The 21,235-nt window shown below is 60.1% G+C and carries 15 protein-coding genes; 8 read left to right on the top strand and 7 right to left on the bottom strand.

The annotated features are described in order from the left end of the window. Positions 1–105 precede the first annotated feature (105 nt). Both H7698_RS23245 and H7698_RS23240 read left to right on the top strand, forming a co-directional pair. Positions 106–1,503, top strand: a complete 1,398-nt coding sequence (locus H7698_RS23245; RefSeq protein WP_194692915.1) for an MFS transporter — start codon at positions 106–108, stop codon at positions 1,501–1,503. Positions 1,504–1,512: 9 nt separating this feature from the next. Further along, positions 1,513–2,049 carry a single-stranded DNA-binding protein gene (locus H7698_RS23240; RefSeq protein WP_162438847.1) on the top strand — a complete coding sequence of 179 codons (537 nt, stop codon included), beginning with the start codon at positions 1,513–1,515 and terminating at the stop codon, positions 2,047–2,049. Positions 2,050–2,162: 113 nt separating this feature from the next. On the opposite strand, the gene H7698_RS23235 is transcribed toward H7698_RS23240, so the two are convergent. Continuing rightward, positions 2,163–4,370, bottom strand: a complete 2,208-nt coding sequence (locus H7698_RS23235; protein WP_162438848.1) for an OsmC domain/YcaO domain-containing protein — start codon at positions 4,368–4,370, stop codon at positions 2,163–2,165. Positions 4,371–4,530: 160 nt separating this feature from the next. Then, the gene (locus H7698_RS23230) at positions 4,531–5,085 is read right to left on the bottom strand and encodes a cysteine hydrolase family protein (protein WP_194692914.1); all 555 of its coding nucleotides are present in this window, start codon (positions 5,083–5,085) and stop codon (positions 4,531–4,533) included. 102 nt (positions 5,086–5,187) lie between these two features. Between H7698_RS23230 and H7698_RS23225 the strand changes: the two genes are divergently transcribed. From H7698_RS23225 to H7698_RS23215, 3 genes are all read left to right on the top strand, one after another. Then, complete coding sequence (locus H7698_RS23225; protein WP_194692913.1) at positions 5,188–6,174, top strand: GlxA family transcriptional regulator; 987 nt, start codon at positions 5,188–5,190, stop codon at positions 6,172–6,174. A 129-nt stretch (positions 6,175–6,303) separates the two neighbouring features. Continuing rightward, positions 6,304–7,413: a DUF3182 family protein gene (locus H7698_RS23220; RefSeq protein WP_194692912.1), complete on the top strand. Its 1,110-nt coding sequence runs from the start codon at positions 6,304–6,306 to the stop codon at positions 7,411–7,413. Continuing rightward, positions 7,403–8,161, top strand: coding sequence for an alpha/beta hydrolase family protein (locus H7698_RS23215; protein WP_162438852.1), 759 nt, complete (start codon positions 7,403–7,405; stop codon positions 8,159–8,161). The genes H7698_RS23220 and H7698_RS23215 overlap by 11 nt, the downstream gene beginning before the upstream one ends. Positions 8,162–8,217: 56 nt before the next feature. On the opposite strand, the gene H7698_RS23210 is transcribed toward H7698_RS23215, so the two are convergent. From H7698_RS23210 to H7698_RS23195, 4 genes are read right to left on the bottom strand one after another with little or no spacing between them, the layout of a single operon-like run. Then, positions 8,218–9,207 (bottom strand): lysylphosphatidylglycerol synthase domain-containing protein, encoded by a 990-nt coding sequence (locus H7698_RS23210; protein WP_194692911.1) that lies wholly within the window; start codon positions 9,205–9,207, stop codon positions 8,218–8,220. Beyond that, positions 9,194–10,486 carry a cardiolipin synthase ClsB gene (clsB, locus tag H7698_RS23205; RefSeq protein ID WP_162438854.1) on the bottom strand — a complete coding sequence of 431 codons (1,293 nt, stop codon included), beginning with the start codon at positions 10,484–10,486 and terminating at the stop codon, positions 9,194–9,196. Before clsB ends, H7698_RS23210 begins: the two co-directional genes overlap by 14 nt. After that, on the bottom strand, positions 10,483–11,277 hold the full coding sequence (locus H7698_RS23200) for an endonuclease/exonuclease/phosphatase family protein (RefSeq protein ID WP_194692910.1): 795 nt from the start codon (positions 11,275–11,277) through the stop codon (positions 10,483–10,485). The genes clsB and H7698_RS23200 overlap by 4 nt, the downstream gene beginning before the upstream one ends. Then, positions 11,274–12,200 (bottom strand): DUF72 domain-containing protein, encoded by a 927-nt coding sequence (locus H7698_RS23195; protein ID WP_194692909.1) that lies wholly within the window; start codon positions 12,198–12,200, stop codon positions 11,274–11,276. Before H7698_RS23195 ends, H7698_RS23200 begins: the two co-directional genes overlap by 4 nt. 310 nt (positions 12,201–12,510) lie before the next feature. Here H7698_RS23195 and H7698_RS23190 point away from each other — a divergent pair, with 310 nt between their 5' ends. Beyond that, positions 12,511–14,631, top strand: coding sequence for a mechanosensitive ion channel family protein (locus H7698_RS23190; protein ID WP_194692908.1), 2,121 nt, complete (start codon positions 12,511–12,513; stop codon positions 14,629–14,631). Between the two features lie 115 nt (positions 14,632–14,746). On the opposite strand, the gene H7698_RS23185 is transcribed toward H7698_RS23190, so the two are convergent. Next, complete coding sequence (locus tag H7698_RS23185; protein ID WP_194692907.1) at positions 14,747–19,051, bottom strand: DEAD/DEAH box helicase; 4,305 nt, start codon at positions 19,049–19,051, stop codon at positions 14,747–14,749. A gap of 323 nt (positions 19,052–19,374) precedes the next feature. Between H7698_RS23185 and H7698_RS23180 the strand changes: the two genes are divergently transcribed. Then, entirely contained in the window at positions 19,375–20,259 is an 885-nt protein-coding gene (locus tag H7698_RS23180; protein WP_162438859.1) for a sugar nucleotide-binding protein, read from the top strand. Continuing rightward, the gene (locus H7698_RS23175) at positions 20,252–21,181 is read left to right on the top strand and encodes an NAD-dependent epimerase/dehydratase family protein (RefSeq protein ID WP_194692906.1); all 930 of its coding nucleotides are present in this window, start codon (positions 20,252–20,254) and stop codon (positions 21,179–21,181) included. The genes H7698_RS23180 and H7698_RS23175 overlap by 8 nt, the downstream gene beginning before the upstream one ends. The last annotated feature ends 54 nt before the right edge of the window (positions 21,182–21,235 follow it).

Genomic DNA, 21,235 nt, shown 5'->3' with positions numbered 1-21,235 from the left:
GTCTTACATGAAGAGTCTGTCAGCAGAGCGCGGCAAAGCGTCGCGATATACCCTGTCAATCGATGGGACTGGTAGAATCGCCGCCGGTTCACATGAGGTTTATCCATGCACGATCCCCACAGCGAACGCATGAGTGGCAGTGAGACCCGCGCAGCAAGCGGTCTGGCCCTGGTGTTCGCCTTCCGTATGCTTGGCATGTTCATGGTGTTGCCGGTATTGGCGACCTATGGGATGGATCTGGCAGGCGCGACCCCGGCCCTTATCGGGCTGGCGATTGGCGCTTACGGCCTGACCCAGGCGATTTTCCAGATTCCCTTCGGTTTCATTTCCGACCGCATCGGGCGACGTCCGGTGATTTATCTGGGGCTGATCATTTTCGCCCTGGGCAGTGTACTGGCCGCTAATGCCGATTCGATCTGGGGCGTCATTGCCGGACGAATCCTGCAAGGTGCCGGTGCCATTTCTGCAGCGGTCATGGCTCTGCTGTCGGACCTGACCCGGGAACAACACCGCACGAAAGCCATGGCGATGATTGGCATGACCATCGGCTTGTCGTTCGCTGTCGCCATGGTTGTAGGGCCATTGCTGACTCGCGCCTTCGGCCTGTCGGGACTATTCCTCGCCACGGGCGGTATGGCGCTGATCGGCATCGTCATCGTGATGTTCATGGTGCCCCGTGCCGCCGGGCCGTTGCAGCATCGTGAGTCCGGTGTCGCGCGACAGGCGCTGTTGCCGACGCTCAAGCATCCGGACCTGTTGCGTCTGGACCTGGGCATTTTTGTGTTGCACGCGATGTTGATGTCGAGCTTCGTCGCCTTGCCGTTGGCGCTGGTCGAAAAAGCCGGCCTGCCCAAAGAGCAGCACTGGTGGGTGTACCTGACTGCGCTGCTGATTTCTTTCTTCGCCATGATCCCGTTCATTATCTACGGCGAGAAGAAACGCAAAATGAAACGAGTTTTACTCGGCGCCGTCGTGACGCTGATGCTCACTGAGCTATTCTTCTGGCAGTTCGGCGATAGCTTGCGGGCTCTGGTGATTGGTACGGTGGTGTTCTTCACCGCGTTCAACCTGCTGGAAGCTTCGTTGCCATCGTTGATCAGCAAGGTTTCACCGGCAGGCGGCAAGGGCACGGCAATGGGGGTTTATTCCACCAGTCAGTTCCTGGGTTCGGCGTTGGGCGGGATCATGGGCGGGTGGATGTTCCAGCATGGCGGTTTGTCGGTTGTGTTCCTTGGATGCGCCGGGCTGGCTGCCCTCTGGTTAGCCTTTGCTGTTACCATGCGCGAACCTCCCTACGTGACGAGCCTGCGCTTGCCGTTGTCGCCCGAAGCGATCCGCGAAGCGGGTCTGGTCGAGCGCCTGTTGGCCGTCGTAGGGGTAACAGATGCAGTCGTGGTCGCTGATGAAGCGGCCATTTACATCAAATTGGACACCGAACTATTGGATCGCACCACCCTTGAGCGCCTGGTGAACAACCCGGCCTCGACAGCGTGCGAAGCCTAGGAGAACGTTATGGCCCGTGGGGTTAACAAAGTCATATTGGTCGGCACTTGCGGCCAGGATCCCGAAGTTCGCTACTTGCCTAACGGTAACGCCGTGACCAACCTGAGTCTGGCGACCAGCGAACAGTGGACTGACAAGCAAACCGGTCAGAAGGTCGAGAAGACCGAATGGCACCGTGTATCGATGTTCGGCAAAGTAGCCGAAATCGCCGGCGAATACCTGCGTAAAGGTTCGCAGGTGTATATCGAAGGCAAGCTGCAAACCCGCGAGTGGGAAAAAGACGGTATCAAGCGTTACACCACCGAAATCGTGGTCGACATGCAAGGCACCATGCAACTGCTCGGCGGCCGTCCACAACAGGGCGACCAACAAGGCGGGGGCAATAACTACCAGCAGTCCGCTCCGGCACCGCGTCAGCAAGCTCCGCGCCCACAGCAGTCGGCACCGCAGCAGTCCGCCCCACAACAGTCGCGTCCGGCTCCTCAGCAGGCTGCGCCGCAACCGGCTCCGGATTTCGACAGCTTCGATGACGATATCCCGTTCTAGGATGCAGCCTGGACTTGTTTGTAAGGTCTAGCCTCGAAACCCCCGATCAGTCCTCTCGACTGGTCGGGGGTTTTCTTTTGTGCATCATTTAAGCAGGAGCGTCCGGGCCGGCGTCACGACTGAGCGTGAGCAGTCACATTCGCCCGCGCCGTGTGCAGTTTCTTGTAGCTGTCGATCAGGCGCAGGTGCCTGTCGAGCCCTTCCAGTTTCATGCTGGTCGGCGTCAAGCCATGGAAGCGAACGCTGCCATCCACCGATCCGATCGCTGCATCCATGCGCTCGTTACCAAACATCCGGCGGAAATTAGCCTCGTAGTCTTCCAGTTCCAGGTCTTCGTCCAGCTTCATCTCCAGCACGGCATTGATGGCCTGATAGAACAAGCCACGCTCGACCGTGTTGTCGTTGTACTGCAGGAACATCTCCACCGCTTCCTTCGCCTCTTCAAATTGCTGCAGGGCGAGATAAATCAGCAGCTTCAACTCTAGAATCGTCAGCTGGCCCCAGGCCGTGTTGTCGTCAAACTCGATGCCGATCAAGGAAGTGATGTCGGTGTAGTCGTCGAGCTCACTTTCCACCAGACGCTCAGCCAGCGCTCGCAGCTCCTCTTCGTCCAGACGATGCAGGTTCAGGATGTCGGCGCGGAAGAACAGCGCTTTGTTGGTGTTATCCCAGATCAGATCATCTACGGGATAGATTTCCGAATAGTCCGGCACCAGGATGCGGCACGCCGTCGCGCCAATATGCTCGTAGACCGCCATGTACACTTCTTTGCCCATGCCTTCGAGAATGCCGAACAAGGTCGCGGCCTCTTCGACGTTCGAGTTTTCACCCTGGCCAGAGAAGTCCCACTCGACAAATTCGTAGTCCGATTTCGAGCTGAAGAAGCGCCACGACACCACGCCGCTGGAGTCGATAAAGTGCTCGACGAAGTTGTTCGGCTCGGTCACCGCATGACCTTCAAACGTCGGCTGTGGCAGGTCGTTGAGTCCTTCGAAGCTGCGGCCCTGAAGCAATTCGGTCAGGCTGCGTTCCAGCGCCACTTCCAGGCTCGGGTGCGCGCCGAACGAGGCGAACACGCCGCCGGTACGCGGGTTCATCAGCGTGACGCACATCACCGGGAATTCGCCGCCCAGGGACGCATCTTTCACCAGCACGGGGAAACCTTGCTCTTCCAGTGCCTGAATACCGGCCAAAATCCCGGGAAACTTCGCCAAAACATCGGCAGGCACATCCGGCAGGGCAAATTCACCCTCGATGATTTCGCGTTTTACCGCGCGCTCGAAGATCTCCGACAGGCATTGCACCTGCGCTTCGGCCAGCGTGTTACCGGCACTCATGCCGTTGCTCAGGAAAAGGTTTTCAATCAGGTTGGACGGGAAGTACACCACCTCGCCGTCCGAACGCCGCACGTACGGCAGCGAGCAGATACCGCGCTCTTCATTACCCGAGTTGGTATCGATCAAATGGGAGCCACGCAACTCGCCGTCGCGGTTGTAAATCTTCAGGCAGTACTCATCGAGAATTTCGACAGGCAGCGCATCTTTACGGCCCGGCTTGAACCAGCGTTCGTCTGGATAGTGCACAAACGCTGCATTGGCGATGTCTTCGCCCCAGAACTGATCGTTGTAGAAGAAGTTGCAGTTGAGTCGCTCGATGAACTCGCCCAATGCCGATGCCAGTGCGCCTTCCTTCGTCGCGCCCTTGCCGTTGGTGAAGCACATCGGCGAATGCGCATCGCGGATATGCAGCGACCACACGTTAGGCACGATATTGCGCCACGAGGCGATTTCAATCTTCATGCCCAGGTCAGCGAGGATGGCCGACATGTTCGCGATGGTCTGCTCAAGGGGCAGATCCTTGCCGGCAATGTAGGTGCTTGCCTCTGAGCTGGACGCTGGCATCAGCAACGCCTGGGCGTCGGCGTCGAGGTTTTCGACCTCTTCGATCACAAACTCAGGGCCGGCCTGCACCACTTTTTTCACGGTGCAACGGTCGATGGAACGCAGAATGCCCAGACGGTCCTTCTCGGAAATGTCTGCTGGCAGCTCGACCTGGATCTTGAAAATCTGGTTGTAGCGGTTTTCCGGGTCAACAATGTTGTTCTGTGACAGACGGATGTTGTCGGTGGATATGTTGCGGGTGCTGCAGTACAACTTTACAAAGTACGCCGCGCACAACGCCGACGAAGCGAGGAAGTAGTCGAACGGGCCCGGTGCCGAGCCATCGCCCTTGTAGCGGATAGGTTGATCAGCCACCACCGTGAAGTCATCGAACTTGGCTTCAAGTCGAAGGTTGTCGAGAAAGTTGACCTTGATTTCCATGGGGGTTACCAGAATAGCGGGCTAGTCGATTTGGCCGCCATTATCCGGCATTTCAACGGTAAGTCTCGCGGGCGTCTGACGATATGTCCCCTCCGGGCCGTTTTAATGAGCCGCGGAGGGGCAAGTCGAGCTTTCGGACTTCGATGAGGACGTTGTGATCTTAGTGGCTGGCAGCCAGGAATTCGTCAGTGGAGATCACGCTCGCATAGGCAAAGCCCAGAGCTGACATGAACGCGGCGTGAACGTGGGCCGCCGGAACCGTCAGACCGTTGAACTCCAGGTCACGGCTGGCACAGGCGTCATGGATCACGGTGACGGTGTAGCCCATATCGGCGGCGGCGCGAGTGATGCCGTCGACACACATGTGGCTCATGCTGCCAACGACCACCAGTTCCTTGATGTCTTGCTCGTCAAGGATCGACTTCAACTCGGTTTCGCGAAACGAATTGACGAAGTGCTTGAGCACGACGGGCTCATCCGCGCGGTTGAGAACCTTGGGATGAAGCTTTGCGCCCTCTGAACCCGGAGTGAAGAAAGGCGCTTCGTCGGACGTGAATTCATGGCGGATGTGCACCACCGACTCACCCGCGTCGCGAAAGGCCTTTAACAGACGTACGGCGTTATCGGCAGCGGCATCGGCGCCCACCAATGGCCACTTGCCTTGGGGGAAGTAGTCGTTTTGGATATCGACTACGATGAGTGCTTGCTTGGCCATGACTGTTTCCTCGAAGTGTGTAGTAGGTGTGGAATGAAGTATCGGCCTTGGCAGGCCGTCCGAGGATTGGCCGCACCGACAATAGAAGGGGGAAAACTGACAATGGATGCACAAAGGGCTGTCGCGCAATTGGGCGTACTGATTTATCCCGGTGCGCAAATGGCGGCGGTGCATGGTTTGACGGACTTGTTCGGGGTGGCCAACCGTATTGCCGCCGAGCATCAGGCTGCGCGTTTGCCGCTGCTGCGGGTCAGTCATTGGCAGGTCAATGGCGAACAAGCGCCTGAGTGCGTTTACGACAGCCATCCCGCTCCAGACGAGGCGCTGGTAGCTGTGCTGATACCGCCGTCGATTGCCGGCTTCTCCGAGGGGCTGGCCTCGCACGCTTTGATTCAATGGCTGCGGCAGCACCATGCGAACGGCGCGACCCTCGGCGGCGTCTGCGTCGGTTCGATCCTGCTGGCCGAAAGTGGCCTGCTCGACGGACGCAGTGCCACCACCCACTGGACCTCAGCCAAAACCTTCGCCGAGCGCTATCCGGCGATCAAGCTCAAGGCTGATACACCGATAGTCGATGACGGCGACCTGATCACCACCGCCGGGCTGATGGCATGGTCCGAGCTGGGATTACGCCTGGTGGACCGCCTGCTCGGCCCAAGTATCGCTACCGGAACTGCGCGGTTCCTGGTGGTCGAGCACAGTGACAGCGCAAGCGAATGCGGCAGTAACTTCTCACCTATTCTCAATCACGGCGACGCATCGATTCTGAAGGTTCAGCACTGGCTGCAAAGCACGGGTGCGACCGAGGTATCACTGACCGCAATGGCCGAGCGGGCAGGGCTGGAAGAGCGTACTTTTCTGCGTCGTTTTCGCGCAGCAACCGGCCTCAAGCCCACCGAGTATTGCCAGCATCTGCGGGTCGGCAAGGCGCGGGAAATGCTTGAATTCACCAATGGCACCATCGATCACATCGCCTGGACCGTCGGCTATCAAGACCCCAGTGCATTCAGGGCAACCTTCAGGAAAATCACCGGGCTGGCGCCGAGTGATTACCGCAACCGATTTGGCGTCGGCGCCGGTCAGAGTTGAACGCTCAAGGGTGCAAAATGTCGGAGTGATTAACCGGCGGATTCAGTAACGGTTCCCAGCAGACGGTGCCTGGTTCGATCCCGGCACCGGTCCTGCCACATTCACCCAGCGCAGATTGAAGGGGGATGCATGACCCCAACGAATCGCAAGAAACTGGTCGTTGCTCACTCGGTTCGCGCCGAGGCGCCTTTGCACGAAGTGGAAACCAACCGTGCACTGGCTCGATGGCTGGCCCAAATCCTCGGGCTCAAATTCGGTGGCAGCTACGACGTCGACGCGCACAGCGGCCGCGACCTATACCTTTTGCCCACCCAGACATTAGTCGGCGCCGCAGCCGCTCGTCAGCTAGGCGTGAAAGGCCCCGAGGATCTGTGGGGCGGGTACGTCGATCACGATTTCATCTGCACCAAGGCCATCAGTCATGGCTTGCTCAACCGCCACGCTTACGCGCCTGAAGGCTGGTCGCCGTTGTTTTCCGAACGGGTGCGCAGCGTTGTGCTCGACGGTCTCAGCGTATTTTCCCTGGAAGATGCCCGGCCTGCGGCGGAGCACTTGCTGTACAGCGGCCCGATCCGGCTCAAACCGGTTCACGCTTGCGCCGGGCGCGGGCAAGAAGTCGTCGAGAGTCTTGATCAGTTCAATGCCATCCTCGCCCGACCCGATGCCAGGACGTTGTTTGTCGAAGGCGTCGTGCTGGAGCAGGACCTGCAAAATGTCATCACGCATAGTGTCGGCCAGAGCTTCATCGGCGACAGGGTGCTGAGTTACTGCGGCGATCAATACTTGACCGAAGACGGCCATGGCGAGCAGGTTTATGGAGGCTCGAACCTGCTGGTCGTGCAGGGGTATTACGACGATCTGCTCGAATTGCCGTTGGCTGACGACGTGCAACTGGCCATCCGCCAGGCCCAGGTGTTCGACAGCGCGGCTGACGAAGCCTATCCGGGGTTTTACGCCTCGCGACGCAACTACGACATCGCCCAGGGACTGGACAGCAACGGCCAGAGTCGCAGCGGCGTGCTCGAACAATCCTGGCGCATGGGCGGCGCCAGCAGCGCCGAGGTGGCGGCCTTGCAGAGCTTCGTCAACGATCCGGGTATGCGCGCGATTCGTGTATCTTCGGTGGAAACCTACATCGATCAACCGCTGCCGGCAGACGCCATCGAGGTGTACCGCGGGCCGGCGGAAAACAGTGACTTTCTTCTCAAGTACGTGACGGTTAAATCCTATGACGGCTAGAAGCGAAACCATTCAAATCGACATCGACGACGAACAGATGGTCGGGACTTTCCTGAGTCCCAAATCCAAAGTCCCAGGGGTTCTTTTCGTACACGGATGGGGCGGCAGCCAGGAGCGCGATCTGGAGCGCGCTAAAGGCATCGCCGGTCTGGGTTGCGTGTGCCTGACGTTCGACTTGCGTGGCCACACCGGTGGCAGCGGCATTCCGCTGACGCGCGTCACGCGTGAAGACAATCTGCGCGATTTGCTCGCGGCCTACGATCGGCTGCTTGCGCATCCGGCGCTCGACACGTCCGCCATCGCGGTGGTGGGCACCAGTTACGGCGGTTATCTTGCCTCGATTCTGACGTCTCTACGCCCGGTCCGCTGGCTGGCGCTGCGGGTCCCCGCGCTGTATCGGGATGAACAATGGCACACGCCCAAGCGTGAACTGGACAAGACGGATTTGCGCGATTACCGCAGCACGCTGATCCGTGCCGACAGCAATCGTGCATTGCATGCATGCTCGCAATTCACCGGCGACGTGTTGCTGGTCGAGTCAGAGACGGACGACTACGTACCCCACGCAACCATCATGAGTTACCGCGCCGCTTGCCAGCAGACGCACTCCCTGACCCATCGAATCATCGACGGTGCCGATCACGCCTTGAGCGAGCCTGTTTCACAACAGGCCTATACCTCGATTCTTGTGGACTGGATCACCGAAATGGTCGTGGGCGAGCGGTTGAGCATTATTCAATCGAAATGAGCATTTCCCAGAAGGGGCTCGCCACACGCCAGCCCCTCCTCATCAAAGGGATGTGTTCAATCCCTGGGCTTCTTCGAAATCCGCAACGACTTGGCTTTGGCCTCCACCACCAGGTACATCACCAACGTGATCAACAGCGGCAAAATGAAGTAAATCGCCCGATACGCCAGTAACCCCGCCACCAGACTTCCGCGTGAAGCCTCATGTTGCAGCAGCGCGACAAACACCGCCTCCAACACACCCAGCCCCGCAGGAATGTGCGTGATCACCCCGGCAATGGCGCTGATCAACAGCACGCCCAGCACCAGCGGATAATCCAGCTTGCTCGGCAGCAGCGTGAAAATCACCGCCGCCATCAACGACCAGTTCAACGCACCCAACGCCAATTGCAGAATCGCCATGCGCAGCGATGGCAGGTTGATTTCCACTCCCCGAATCGCCCACTCGCGACGCTTGGAAAACCGGCACGCCGCCAGATACCCCGCACTCACCAGCAGTAACAGCACCCCCACCCATTGCAGCGCATCGCTGCTGAGTTTCCAGCCCGGCGGCATGCGCACCAGCCCACTGCTGAAGACCACGCCGGCAATCAACATGTAGCCGAACCAGTTGGTCGCCAGACTCAGGCCGAGGATTTTCGCGATGTTGGACTTGCTCACCCCCAATCGTGAATACAGCCGATAGCGCATGGCGATTCCACCGACCCAGGCGCTCAGGTTCAGGTTGAAGGCGTAGCTGATGATCCCGACCGGGAGGATCTGCTTCCAGGTCAGGTCCTGACGGATGTACGTGCGACCGATCAGGTCAAAACAGGCGTAGACCAGAAAACTCAACAGCGTCAGCCCCGAGGCGATAATCAACGTGCGTACTTTGAAATCGGCCAGGGTTTCGAACACTTCATTCCATTCGATGCGGCGAGCAAGCATCGTGAACAGCACGATCAGCGCCAGAAAAAACAGCATCGTCAACGGCCGTTTCCAGCGGCTCCAGCGGGATTTTCCCGGGGTTTCGGCATGCTGCGCCGGTTGGGCTTCAGCGCGGCTCATGGAGTTTGCTCCCGGTTGGATGAGTGAACCGTTTCAGGCGCGGTTTATGCGCGGGAAGCCAACCGGCCCACGCCGGGAAGTGCCGCAAGAAGTGGAACACCAGAAAGCCCACGGTCATGTGCCAGACCCGACCGCGGGGGGATTTATCGGCTGACATGGCCTTGCAGTGATTGTTGCTGAGGTCTTCCAGACGTTCGAACAGTTCGCGGTTGAAGGCGCGGTCACGTATCAACACGTTGGCTTCCAGATTCATCGACAGGCTCAACGGGTCGAGATTGCTTGATCCGACCGTGCTCCAGTCCTCATCCACCAACGCCACTTTGCCGTGCAGGGGACGCTCGCAATATTCGTGAATCTGCACACCGGACTTGAGCAAATAGTCATAGGTCATGCGCGCGGCGAGCTTGGCCACCATCATGTCCGGCTGACCTTGCAGAATGAGCCGCACCTCCACGCCACGACGGGCAGCATTGCGGATCTCTCGCAGCAGTCGATAACCGGGAAAGAAGTAAGCGTTGGCGATGACCACGCGGCGTTGGGCACTGCGCAGCACCTGCCGGTAGACCTCTTCGATATCGGTCTGATGATCGCCATTGTCGCGATACACCAGCCGCACCTGACCATCATGGTCGCTGAACGCCAGTTCCGAGCGCCGTTGCCGCCGCCGTTGCCACCAGTACTTGGCACGCGCCGGGCGGCCACTTTGCAGCAATGCAAAATGATGAATATCGGCCACTGCCGGGCCCTGCACTTCAACCGAATAATCCTGTTTGGCCTCGGGGCCAAAATCGGCGAGATGATCACCGGAAAAGTTGATCCCGCCAATGAACGCGACCGTGCCGTCGACCACCACAATTTTGCGATGAAGCCGACGGAACCAGTTGGTGCGTATGCCCAGGTGCTTGGGCGCCGGATCGAACATCTGGATGTGCACACCGGCCTCGCTGAGTGCAGTGAGGTAGCCGGTGGTCAGCTCTCCACAACCAAAACCATCGAAGCTGGCGGTGACACGCACGCCGCGTTTTGCCGCCTCGATCAGCACTTCCTGCAGCTCGTTGCCCACCTTGTCCTCAAACACAATGAAGGTTTCCAGGAGAATCTCGGTCTTGGCCTCACGCATGGCCTCGAAGACCCTCGGGAAATACGCTTCGCCATTTTCCAGCAATACAACCCGATTATTCCCTTGCCAGCCGTATTCGACGTCAACCGCTGCGGGCTCTCGAACAGGAGGCTCGGAAGTATGTTCCACGGTGCTTTTCTCCATCGACGGGACGCTCATAGCTCAATCTCCACCGATAGCGGTGCGTGGTCGGAAAGGTGAGACCAGGGTCGCGCAACCAACACCTGCGGACGGCTGGCCTTGAGGTTTCGTACGTAAATGCGGTCCAGGCGTAGAATCGGCAGTCGTGCCGGGAAGCTACGCGCCGGTTTGCCGTGGTGCTCCGCGAACACCTCGCGCAAACCGCAAGGTTCAAGCAAGGCATCAGCGCGTTGGCGCCAGTCGTTGAAGTCGCCGGCGACGATGACGGGCGCATCACTTGGCAACTCCGCGAGGCGGCGCGCGAGCAATTCGAGTTGCTCGGTTCGGTGGGTTTCATGCAAGCCCAAATGGACGCAGATCGCATGAACTTCCGGCCCGTCACCCGGCAGGCGCAGTACGCAATGCAGGATCCCGCGGTTTTCATGACCACTGATGGAAACGTCGAGGTTGTCATGGCGGATGATCTGGAATTTCGACAGCAGCGCATTGCCGTGATCGCCGGCCGGGTACACCGCGTTGCGGCCATAGGCGAACTGCGGCCAGAGAGTGTCGGCGAGAAACTCGTATTGCGGCATCGACGGCCAATTGTCGTAGCGCTGTGGATGGTGCTCGTGGGTGCCATGGACTTCCTGCAGAAACACCACGTCGGCGGACACGCTACGCACCGCTTCGCGTAATTCCGGCAGGATGAATCGCCGGTTAAGCGCGGTGAACCCCTTGTGTGTATTGACCGTCAGCACCGTGAAACGGCGCACGGCAGTGTGGGTCTGAAGTTGCTCGGGAGCATCGGGCTGTTCGGAAATGCTCATGGCAGCACTCCTTCGGCGGCTGGCTCTCCGGGTCTCGTGGCCAGGCTGTCATCGAGATGAAATCGCTCCAGCAGACGTCGCGCATCAAAAGGCGCGCGGACCTTGATGTCATTGTCGAAATAGCAGAACACCTCGCGGGACTTGCGTGCCTGAGGTTTTTGCCGCGGTGCAATCAGCTGCGGATCCGTGGGTTGCTTCCCGTGATTCCAGGCATCAATCCGGTCGCCCCAGCGTTTCAACGCCTCGGACGTGTAGCCGCTGGCATACAGTTCCTCGGCCCCGTGCAGGCGCAGGTAGACAAAGTCGCTGGTGAGGTCTTCGCGGTACGGCCATTTACCCGCCGTGTCGGCAATGACCAAGGCGACGTTGTAGCGCTTGAGCAGGCGGACAAAAGCGGGGTCGATAAAGGTGTCGTTTCTGATTTCCACGGCGTGGCGCAGGGGCTTTTTTTTGTAAGCCTTCACGCTGGCATGACCCTGCAGGTGCGAATCATGTTGGCGGGCGAGGGCCGCGGCCTGCTGGGTATTGTGCGGAAGTTGTTCCAGGAAACCCTCGAACAGGTCGGCGTCGAATTTGAAGTTGGGCGGAAATTGCCAAAGGATCGGCCCCAGCTTTTCCTTGAGCTCCAGCACCCCGGAAGCAAAGAAATTTGCCAAGGGTTTGTGCACATCCCGCAGGCGCTTGATGTGGGTGATGAACCGTGGGGCTTTGACGCTGAAGACAAAATCAGCCGGCGTTTCGGCATACCACTCGGCGTAACGCTCAGGCCGTTGCAGGGCGTAAAACGATCCATTGATTTCGATGCTGTTGACCGCCCTCGACGCAAATTGCAATTCACGTTTCTGGGTCAAGCCCTTTGGGTAGAAATCCCCGCGCCAGGGCACGTAACGCCAACCTGAAATACCGATGTGAATCGCCGCCATGTCGCCTCCCGTCTAATGGTCCTCGGTTGCCTCTGTCTTTTGATGACTGCACAAAACGGGAGAAAGTTTCGACGGGGCTACGGATGGTATCGGCTGGCGATGCACGGCCATTGATGTATCGACTGGCGATACGCGGCCTTTGATTGTGTAGGAGCTGCCGCAGGGGTTAAGTCCGGCGACGATTCGTGTTGAACTTCATCCAGTCGCGCTTAACGGACCCGCAAGGGTGGGTTTCTATCAGCTATAACCGAACTTGCTGACCATTTTTCGATCAGTTCCTAACTGATGCGTTTTTAAGGAGCCCTGCGTTTTGCTCAAATTCAAAACCGCAATACTGCTGGGAGCGTTGCTGATCCTGGGCAGCAACGAACTGGAAGCCGCCGCACTACCGGGTGTTCCCGCTGCCAGCGAGGAGCAGGCCAAGCCTGAGCCGCTGGTGCAAGGCGGTCTGCTTGGGGCCATCAGTTCCAGCATCGACGATGTGCAGGAAAAACTCGATCTCAACGAAAACCTGGTCGACGCCTGGCGTCTGCGAGCCGACAGGGCTGCGGATGAAGTCGACAAACTGGTGAATCAACCATCGGCGCGCTCGCCGATGAGTGTCGTTGGCGATTTCTTGCTGCTGTCCGGCATCTGGCTCGGGCTCTTCGCTTTGCTGACGGTGCTGGGCGGTCTTCTGGCCAAGCGCCTGAATCAGGGGCGCTGGCTGCGAACCCGCCAGCGCAGCCAGGCCCTGCTCAACTATGTGCTGCCTTACACGCTGCCGGCGGTCATCTGTCTGCCGGTAACGCTCTATGCCAGTCATTTCCTGCAAGCCTCGGTAGGTCGCGCACTGGCGATGTGTTTTGCCTACGCCACCAGCAGCGGTATTTTTTCGACCTCGATGCTGCTGTGCGTGATCGTCATGTTCAACACCGGGCACAAGCGCCCCGCGGTGCAGATCATTCGTGACTACTGCCCCAGACCGCTGTTCCTGATCGGCTTCCTCGCCGCGCTGAGCGACGCGTTGACCAGCCCGCAGATCGCCCGGCAACTGGGCGGCAATATCACCAGCAGCGTTGCGGTATTCACCGGACTTTTTGCCTCGATCATCTTTGGTTTACTGGTGATTCGTCTGCGCCGCCCAGTGGCGCACCTGATCCGTAACCGACCGTTGGCTCAGCGGCTCAAACAGCCTTCGATGCAAGAGTCCCTGCGGATCTTTTCCGGGCTCTGGTACTGGCCGATTCTGCTGATGGTGATGGTTTCAGCGATCAACCTGATCGGCGTCGGCGAGGACAATCAGAAAGCCCTGCGTTGTGCCTTGTTCACCACCATTTTGCTGATCGGAACGGTATTTCTCAGTACGATTTTCCAGCACCTGTTCAAGTCCAGAAAAGCCGGGGCGCTTCAACGCAGCAGCGCTTACAAGGAACGTTTTCTCAGCCTGCTGCACGCCCTTCTGAGGATCGTCATGGCCGTGGCGTTCATCGAAATCCTCGGACGAATCTGGGGCGTGTCGCTGTTCGAATTTGCCGTGCGCAACTCGATAGGGCGGGCGATCAGTGACTCGCTGAGTCGTATCGGTCTGATATTCCTGGTGACCTGGCTGGTTTGGGTGGTGCTCGACACCGCGATTCAGGAAGCACTCAAACCATCGGCCAACAAGCGTTCGGCCCGCCAGCCCAGCACCCGGGTGAAAACCATCCTGCCGCTGCTGCGCAACGCGATGAAAATCATCCTGGTGGTGATTTGCGCAATCACCACCATGGCCAACCTGGGGATCAACGTCGCGCCATTACTGGCCGGTGCGGGGGTAGTTGGTCTGGCCATTGGTTTTGGCTCGCAGCAACTGGTACAGGACGTGATCACTGGCCTGTTTATCATCATCGAAGACACGCTATCGATCGGCGACTGGGTAGTGCTCGACTCCGGCCACGCAGGCACCGTCGAAGGCCTGACTATCCGGACCTTGCGCCTGCGGGACGGCAAGGGCTTTGTGCACTCGGTGCCGTTTGGCCAGATCAAGGCGGTGACCAACCAATCACGACAATTTGCCTACGCGTTTTTCTCGGTGCAGTTCACCTATGACACGGATGTCGATAAAGCCATCGAACTGATCCGTGAAGCGGGGGATTCGATTCGCGAAGACGCGTTCCTCAAATACAACCTGCAAGGTCCGCTGGACGTGTTCGGCGTCGACAAGATGGACCTCAACGGCGTGGTGCTGACGGCGCAATTCCGCACCGTCTCGGGTGGGCAATATGCAGTGAGCCGGGCGTTCAATCAGCGTTTGAAAAAGCTTGTGGATAACAGCCCGTGGGTGCACTTCGCGCAAACTTATCCACAGCAGGTTTTGCTGCCCAAACGGCAGGCGGAAGAGCCTGGGGATGAGGGGCAGACGCCAGAGCATGGGGCGGTGTTGCTGCCGGATCAGCCGCGTAGTCAGTAGCTATGTTGGTCCTGCTGGCCTCATCGCGGGCAAGCCCGCTCCCACAAGGTTTTTTTTATCGGCGCAAATTACTGTGGGAGCGGGCTTGCCCGCGATGAGGCCAGCCCGAACACCATCATCGCTGGATCAGCCTGCTCCGCACCTCAGCACCGACCTCCTGATCCAGCTCCCCCCAAATCTGCTGCTTACCCGCAATCACCGCCGCCACCGGCACCCCATCCCGATACACCAACCGATTGCTCGCCAACCCAGGCACCTTCGCCCCAGGTAAAAGCGTGCCGGCAAGGTTCAGCGGATCGACCCCGCACACCACCACCAGACTCCCGTCATGGGGCCGCCGCCTGACTTCGCGCAACAACGGAATGGCCTCCGGCAATGCAAACTGCTCACCCGCCAGACCACTGACAAAACGGCCGCCGCGAATCTCGCCACGGGCTTCCAGCCGATGAAAGGTGCGCAGCAATTCCCGCCAGCCGGGCAACCAATCCGCTTCGCGCTCCAGCAAGCGCCAGAACACCACGCCATAACGTCGAAGCAGGGTCATGGCGATGTGTTCCAGCGTATCGGCGGGGGTGGGCGCCGGACGTTTGTTATCCACAATCGGCGCGGCGGGACCGCGTCGCAACAACGCCCAGCGACCGGCATCGTCCATCCCACCGATAAACGCGCCGCGACCACGACGGCTGCTGCGGGCCTGACGTTTGCTGGCCGGAGTGATCAGCGCGCGCAGTCCGGCAAAACTGTCGGCGTTCACCAGCCCGGCGCCCACCAGTTCCTGCAAGGCAATTTCCAGTTCCGAGCGCAGCAGATGCGCCTCGTGAATCAGCTCATCAAAAAACAAGGCACCGTGCAGGCTGAGAGCCTCATGAACCTTTTGGGTTTTGAGTGACAGGTCTCTCACCGGAGTCTGTTCGGTCAAGCTGCTCCACAACCCGACCTGACTGCGCGGCAGCAACAGGATGGGCGTGCTGCGCAGGGCCGTGGTGGCGCTTTTGTTGCGCGCGGTCAGCCGTGTCCAGACAAGTTTGCCGCTGCGGCACAGATCATCCAGCCAGCTGGCGGAGTAGCCTTTGATGCGCGCTGGCAAAATGTCGCTGTCCCAGGCGGAAGCGGCGGCCGGGTAGCCTTCGAACTGCGCGACGATTGCCGGCAATACCGCGCTGCCCTGGCCTTGCGTCGCCGCTGACAGGTGCTGCCAGTCGAACAGAAAACGCATGAAATCCTGCAAAGCCACCGGCTCGATTTCCCGGCGCAAGCGCTTGACCGTGTAGCGATGAATCCGCGCGAGCAAATGCCGCTCGCACCACTCATCCTCCGAGGCACCGGGCGTGAACTGGCCGCGCAGCACATACCCTTCGCGCTCCAGTTGAGCCAGGGCCTGAGTGACTTGAATGGCGGGTAATCCAAGCGGGTCGGCAATCGCCCGCAACGGCAGCGGACCAAACGCACTGAGCCGTGCGCGGATCACTTCCAGCACGGCTTCGTCCGCGTCCCAGACTTCATCGAATCCTGGCAGCGCCTCAAGGGGTGGCTGCAACTTCGCCTGTGGATAAATCGACCGCAGGCAGGTCAGGCGCTCCAGCGCAAACCACAGCGATTCATTGATACGGCTGGCGCGACCGCTCTCGGCCAGGGCGTTCAGCCAATCTGGCCAATGGGTATTGGCCTGCGCCTCGGTTTCGGTGATGCACGCCAGACTCATCAGCGCTTCATGCATTTCATCTAGGCTGGTCGGCGCCGGCCAGGCTTCTTCGCGCACCGCCTCAATCGCCTCGACATCGAGTGCGCCGAGGTCGTCGGTGGACTGCGGATCGGTCCAGCGGCGGTTGAGCACGGCTTGGGTGCGGCGCTCTTCCAGCGGGGCATCGTCGAGAAAGGTGTAGGGGCGGGCGCTGAGGATTTCTGCCGCCAGTGGCGACGGCGCCGGCAAGTCGCGGCTGATCAAGCGCACCTCGCCACGCTCCATGCGTCGCAGCAGGTTCAGCCAGCCTTCGCTGTCCATGGCCTCGTGCAGGCAATCGTCCAGGGTTTGTTCCACCAGCGGGTGCTCGGGCACTTCGCGTTCGCCGGCCAGGGTCTCCACGCAGGCAATCTGATCGGGAAACACGCTGGCGATCAGGTCATCACTTTTCATCCGCTGGATCTGCGGCGCGACTTTCCGGCCGCCGGTGTAACGCGGCAGCGCCAGGGCGACACTGGCGTTCCAGCGCCAGCGCACGCCGAACAGCGGGGCGTCGAGCACTGCCTGAATCAGCAGATGCTCGGCGCTATTGCTGTGCAGGTAGCGCCACACATCATCGAGTTCAAAACTGTGGCTGGTGGACAGCGACAACACGATCGCATCTTCGCTCGCAGCGGCCTGCAATTCGAAGTTGAACGTGCGGCAGAAACGCTTGCGCAGCGCCAGGCCCCAGGCACGGTTGATGCGACTGCCGAACGGCGTATGGATGATCAGTTGTGTGCCGCCGGATTCGTCGAAAAACCGCTCCATCAGCAGGGTGTCCTGGGACGGCAAGGCACCCAGGGTCAGGCGCGCACGGGCCAGGTAATCCACCAACTGTTCGGCGCTGTCGAGGTTCAAGCCGAGGGTGTCGGTCAGCCAGTCGAGGGCCGGTTGCAAGTCGCCCGGTGTGGCGCTGAGCAAGTCATCGAGTTGCGCTTGCAGTCGGGCCACGGCGAATGACAATTCGGCACTGCGCCCCGGGGCCTCGCCGAGCCAGAACGGAATGGTCGGCGGCATGCCCTGGGCGTCTTCGACGCGTACTTTACCGCTATCGACTCGCAGGATCCGATAGGACGTATTGCCCAACTGGAATACATCGCCGGCGATGCTCTCCACCGCGAAGTCTTCATTGACGCTGCCGATGTTCAGCCCCTGAGGCTCCAGCAGCACGCTGTAGTCCGCGTTGTCGGGAATGGTCCCGCCGCTGGTCACGGCTGTCAGCTTGCTGCCACGGCGACCGCGCAGGGTGCGGGTCACGGCGTCGCGATGCAGGTAAGCGCTGCGGATGCCCTGACTGCCGTTGTAACCCTCGGCGAGCATTTGCAGCAGTGCCTGATAATGTTTTTCGTCGAGTTCGGCGTAGGGCGAGGCTTGGCGGAACATGTCCAGCAGTGCCTGTTCCGGCCATTCCTGGCAACTGACCTCGGCGATGATCTGTTGGGCCAGGACGTCTAGCGGCGCCTTGGGAATCTGCAAGGTGTCGAGCTCACCGCGACGTACACAGTCGAGCAGGGCGGTGCATTCGATCAAGTCGTCGCGCGTGGTGACGAACAACCGGCCTTTGGGCGTGCCACCGACCTGGTGACCGGAGCGCCCGACCCTTTGCAGAAATCCGGCGATCGAGCGCGGCGAGGCGATCTGGCACACCAGGTCGACGTCACCGATATCGATCCCCAATTCCAGGGATGCCGTGGCGATCAGCACTTGCAGTTCGCCGCGCTTGAGCCGTTGCTCGGCATCCAGACGAAACTCCTTGGCCAGGCTGCCGTGGTGGGCGGCCACCGCGTCTTTACCCAGGCGTTCGCTCAGGTGTCGGCTCACGCGCTCGGCCAGGCGTCGGGTGTTGACGAAGATCAGTGTGGTGCGATGTTCGCGGGCCAGCGCGGCGAGGCGGTCGTAGACCAGTTCCCAGACGTCGTTGGCCATGACTGCCGACAGCGGCACGGGCGGCACTTCGATGCCCAGATCCCGTGGACGGGCGTGCCCGATGTCGATGATTTCGCATGCGCGATCCCGGCCAACCAGATAGCGCGACACGGCTTCGATGGGTTTTTGCGTGGCGGACAAGCCGATGCGTGTCAGGGGTTCAGCGCACAGCGCCTGCAACCGCTCGAGGCTGAGCGCTAAATGACTGCCGCGTTTGCTGGCGGCGATGGCATGGATTTCATCGACGATCACCGTGCGTGCGGTACTGAGCATTTTTCTGCCCGAGTCGGAACCGAGCAGCACGTACAAGGATTCCGGCGTCGTCACGAGAATGTGTGGCGCTGTCTTGCGCATTGCCGTGCGTTCTTTTTGCGGCGTATCGCCGGTGCGTACGGCGGTGTTGATGTGCAAGGGGGGCAAGCCCATGGCGCGCAATTGTTCGGTGATGCCGGCCAGCGGATTTTGCAGGTTGATCTGGATGTCGTTGGACAGTGCTTTCAGCGGCGATATGTAGACCACCAGGGTTTCATCGGGCAGCCCGCCTTCAGTCTCCAGGCCTCGGTGGACCAGATCGTCGATCACCGCTAGAAACGCAGTGAGGGTTTTGCCGGAACCGGTGGGCGCGGCAGTCAACGTCGAGCGGCGCTGGCGAATCAACGGCCAAGCCCGTGCCTGGGCGGCGGTGACCGTCGGGAACGTAGCGCGGAACCAGGCGCTGACGGCAGGGTGAAAGCCTGCCAGAGCAGCGTCCGGGGGAATGGGCAGATTCATGGGTGATTTATGCGGGTGGGGTGGCGAAGATGCAAGTACCGCTCAAGACCTTCGCAGATGCTACTGGCTCCATCGCGGCAAGCCCGCTCCCACATTATTCTCTGTTGTTCACCGATATTGCATTCACAGAAGATCCCTGTGGGAGCGGGCTTGCCCGCGATGGGGCCATAAGCAACACCACAAATCCCGGGGATCTACACTTTACGGATGACGGTTGCGCACTAAACCCGCAAAATGCAACGATTCCGGCAACTATCAACGACATCGCCTACGGGTACTGTCGATACAGCCATCGTTCCAATCAGACTGGGCCTGCTGACTCTATGCGAATGCGCCTTATGTTACTGGGCGGCGGAAATGCCCTTGGGCAGGCGCTGATTCGCCTCGGTGCGGAGGAAGACATCGGCTTCCTCGCCCCCCGCCCACCGCAAGACGGCTGGGATGCCGCGAGCTTGACGCAATTGCTCGACGACACCCGCCCGGACGCGCTGATCAACCTCGCCTATTACTTCGACTGGTTTCAGGCGGAGACGGTCAGCGAACAGCGTCTGGCCGGGCAGGAGCGCGCGATCGAGCGACTGGCCGAACTGTGCCAGCACCACAACATCGTGCTGGTGCAACCATCGAGCTATCGCGTATTCGATGGCTCCCGGGCGACCGCCTACAGCGAAAAAGATGAACCCGTACCCCTGGGCTTGCGCGGTCAGGCCTTGTGGCGCATCGAACAAAGCGTCCGTGCCACGTGCCCGCAGCATGTGCTGCTGCGTTTCGGCTGGCTGCTCGATGACAGCCCCGATGGCGCACTGGGGCGTTTCCTCGCTCGGGCGGAAAAGCCCGAAGCGCTGTTGATGGCCGACGACCGCCGGGGCAACCCGACGCCGGTCGATGATGCGGCCCGTGTGATTATTTCGGTGCTCAAGCAACTCGATTGTGCAGCACCGCTGTGGGGCACCTATCATTACGCCGGGCATGAGGCGACCACGCCGCTGGCATTGGGGCAGGCTATCCTCACCGAAGCCCGTAACCTGCATCCGCTGGCCATCGAAGCACCGACCGCCCAGGCTCATGCTGCGCGCCCGGATGCTGGCGAAGAACCGCAACACGCGGTGCTGGCTTGCAAGAAAATTCTGCACACGTTCGGGATCAAACCACGCGCCTGGCGTGCGGCACTCCCGGGCTTACTGGATAGGTTCTATCGCCATGGCTGACGGCCCAGTTTTGATCACCGGCGGTGCCGGTTTCATCGGTTCGCACTTGACCGACGCATTGCTTGCCAAGGGGCATTCGGTGCGAATTCTCGACGACCTCTCCACCGGCAAACGCAGCAACCTGCCGCTGGACAATCCCAAGGTCGAGTTGATCCTAGGCGACGTCGCCGACGCCGATCTGGTGGCCAGGGCGATGGCTGGATGCAGCGCGGTGGCGCACCTGGCGGCGGTCGCTTCGGTACAGGCGTCGGTCGATGATCCGGTCAAAACCCATCAGAGCAACTTCATCGGTTCGCTCAACGTCTGCGAAGCCATGCGGCAGGCCGGCGTCAAACGCGTGTTGTTTGCCTCCAGTGCAGCGGTCTATGGCAACAACGGTGAGGGCGAGTCGATTGACGAGGACACGCCAAAAGCGCCGCTGACGCCGTACGCTTCGGACAAGTTGGCGAGCGAGCACTATTTCGATTTTTACCGCCGCCAGCATGGACTGGAACCGGTGATTTTCCGCTTCTTCAACATCTTCGGACCGCGTCAGGATCCCTCCTCGCCGTACTCCGGGGTCATCAGTATTTTTAGCGAACGAGCCCAGAAAGGCCTGCCGATCACCGTGTTTGGGGATGGCGAGCAGACGCGGGATTTTGTTTACGTCGAAGATCTGGTCGACTTGCTGGTGCAAGCCATCGAGAAACCGCAGGTTGAAGTAGGCGCCGTCAATGTCGGCTGGAATCAGGCCACCACGCTCAAGCAGATGCTTGAGGCGCTGGAAGCGGTGGTGGGAGAGTTGCCGCCAGTGAGCTACGGCCCGGCGCGCTCCGGTGACATTCGTCATTCGCGGGCGAACAACCGTCGGTTGCTGGAGCGCTTTACCTATCCAGAGCAGACACCCATGAGCGTCGGTCTGGCGCGATTGTTGGGACGCTGATTGTCCCGGCCAAAAAAAGGCGCCTTTCGAGGCGCCTTTTTTTTTGATCGTTCC

The organism is Pseudomonas sp. p50(2008) (assembly GCF_015351605.1).
GTDB lineage: Bacteria > Pseudomonadota > Gammaproteobacteria > Pseudomonadales > Pseudomonadaceae > Aquipseudomonas.
Note: the sequence above shows the minus strand (reverse complement) of the source record. Positions and strands in the feature narration are given on the sequence as shown.

Bases quoted from the DNA above. Each gene is read 5' to 3' on its own strand.
- H7698_RS23245 (WP_194692915.1), top strand. From the start codon at position 106: ATGCACGATCCCCACAGCGAACGCATGAGTGGCAGTGAGACCCGCGCA.
- H7698_RS23240 (WP_162438847.1), top strand. From the start codon at position 1,513: ATGGCCCGTGGGGTTAACAAAGTCATATTGGTCGGCACTTGCGGCCAG.
- H7698_RS23235 (WP_162438848.1), bottom strand. From the start codon at position 4,370: ATGGAAATCAAGGTCAACTTTCTCGACAACCTTCGACTTGAAGCCAAG.
- H7698_RS23230 (WP_194692914.1), bottom strand. From the start codon at position 5,085: ATGGCCAAGCAAGCACTCATCGTAGTCGATATCCAAAACGACTACTTC.
- H7698_RS23225 (WP_194692913.1), top strand. From the start codon at position 5,188: ATGGATGCACAAAGGGCTGTCGCGCAATTGGGCGTACTGATTTATCCC.
- H7698_RS23220 (WP_194692912.1), top strand. From the start codon at position 6,304: ATGACCCCAACGAATCGCAAGAAACTGGTCGTTGCTCACTCGGTTCGC.
- H7698_RS23215 (WP_162438852.1), top strand. From the start codon at position 7,403: ATGACGGCTAGAAGCGAAACCATTCAAATCGACATCGACGACGAACAG.
- H7698_RS23210 (WP_194692911.1), bottom strand. From the start codon at position 9,207: ATGAGCCGCGCTGAAGCCCAACCGGCGCAGCATGCCGAAACCCCGGGA.
- clsB (WP_162438854.1), bottom strand. From the start codon at position 10,486: ATGAGCGTCCCGTCGATGGAGAAAAGCACCGTGGAACATACTTCCGAG.
- H7698_RS23200 (WP_194692910.1), bottom strand. From the start codon at position 11,277: ATGAGCATTTCCGAACAGCCCGATGCTCCCGAGCAACTTCAGACCCAC.
- H7698_RS23195 (WP_194692909.1), bottom strand. From the start codon at position 12,200: ATGGCGGCGATTCACATCGGTATTTCAGGTTGGCGTTACGTGCCCTGG.
- H7698_RS23185 (WP_194692907.1), bottom strand. From the start codon at position 19,051: ATGAATCTGCCCATTCCCCCGGACGCTGCTCTGGCAGGCTTTCACCCT.
- H7698_RS23180 (WP_162438859.1), top strand. From the start codon at position 19,375: ATGCGAATGCGCCTTATGTTACTGGGCGGCGGAAATGCCCTTGGGCAG.
- H7698_RS23175 (WP_194692906.1), top strand. From the start codon at position 20,252: ATGGCTGACGGCCCAGTTTTGATCACCGGCGGTGCCGGTTTCATCGGT.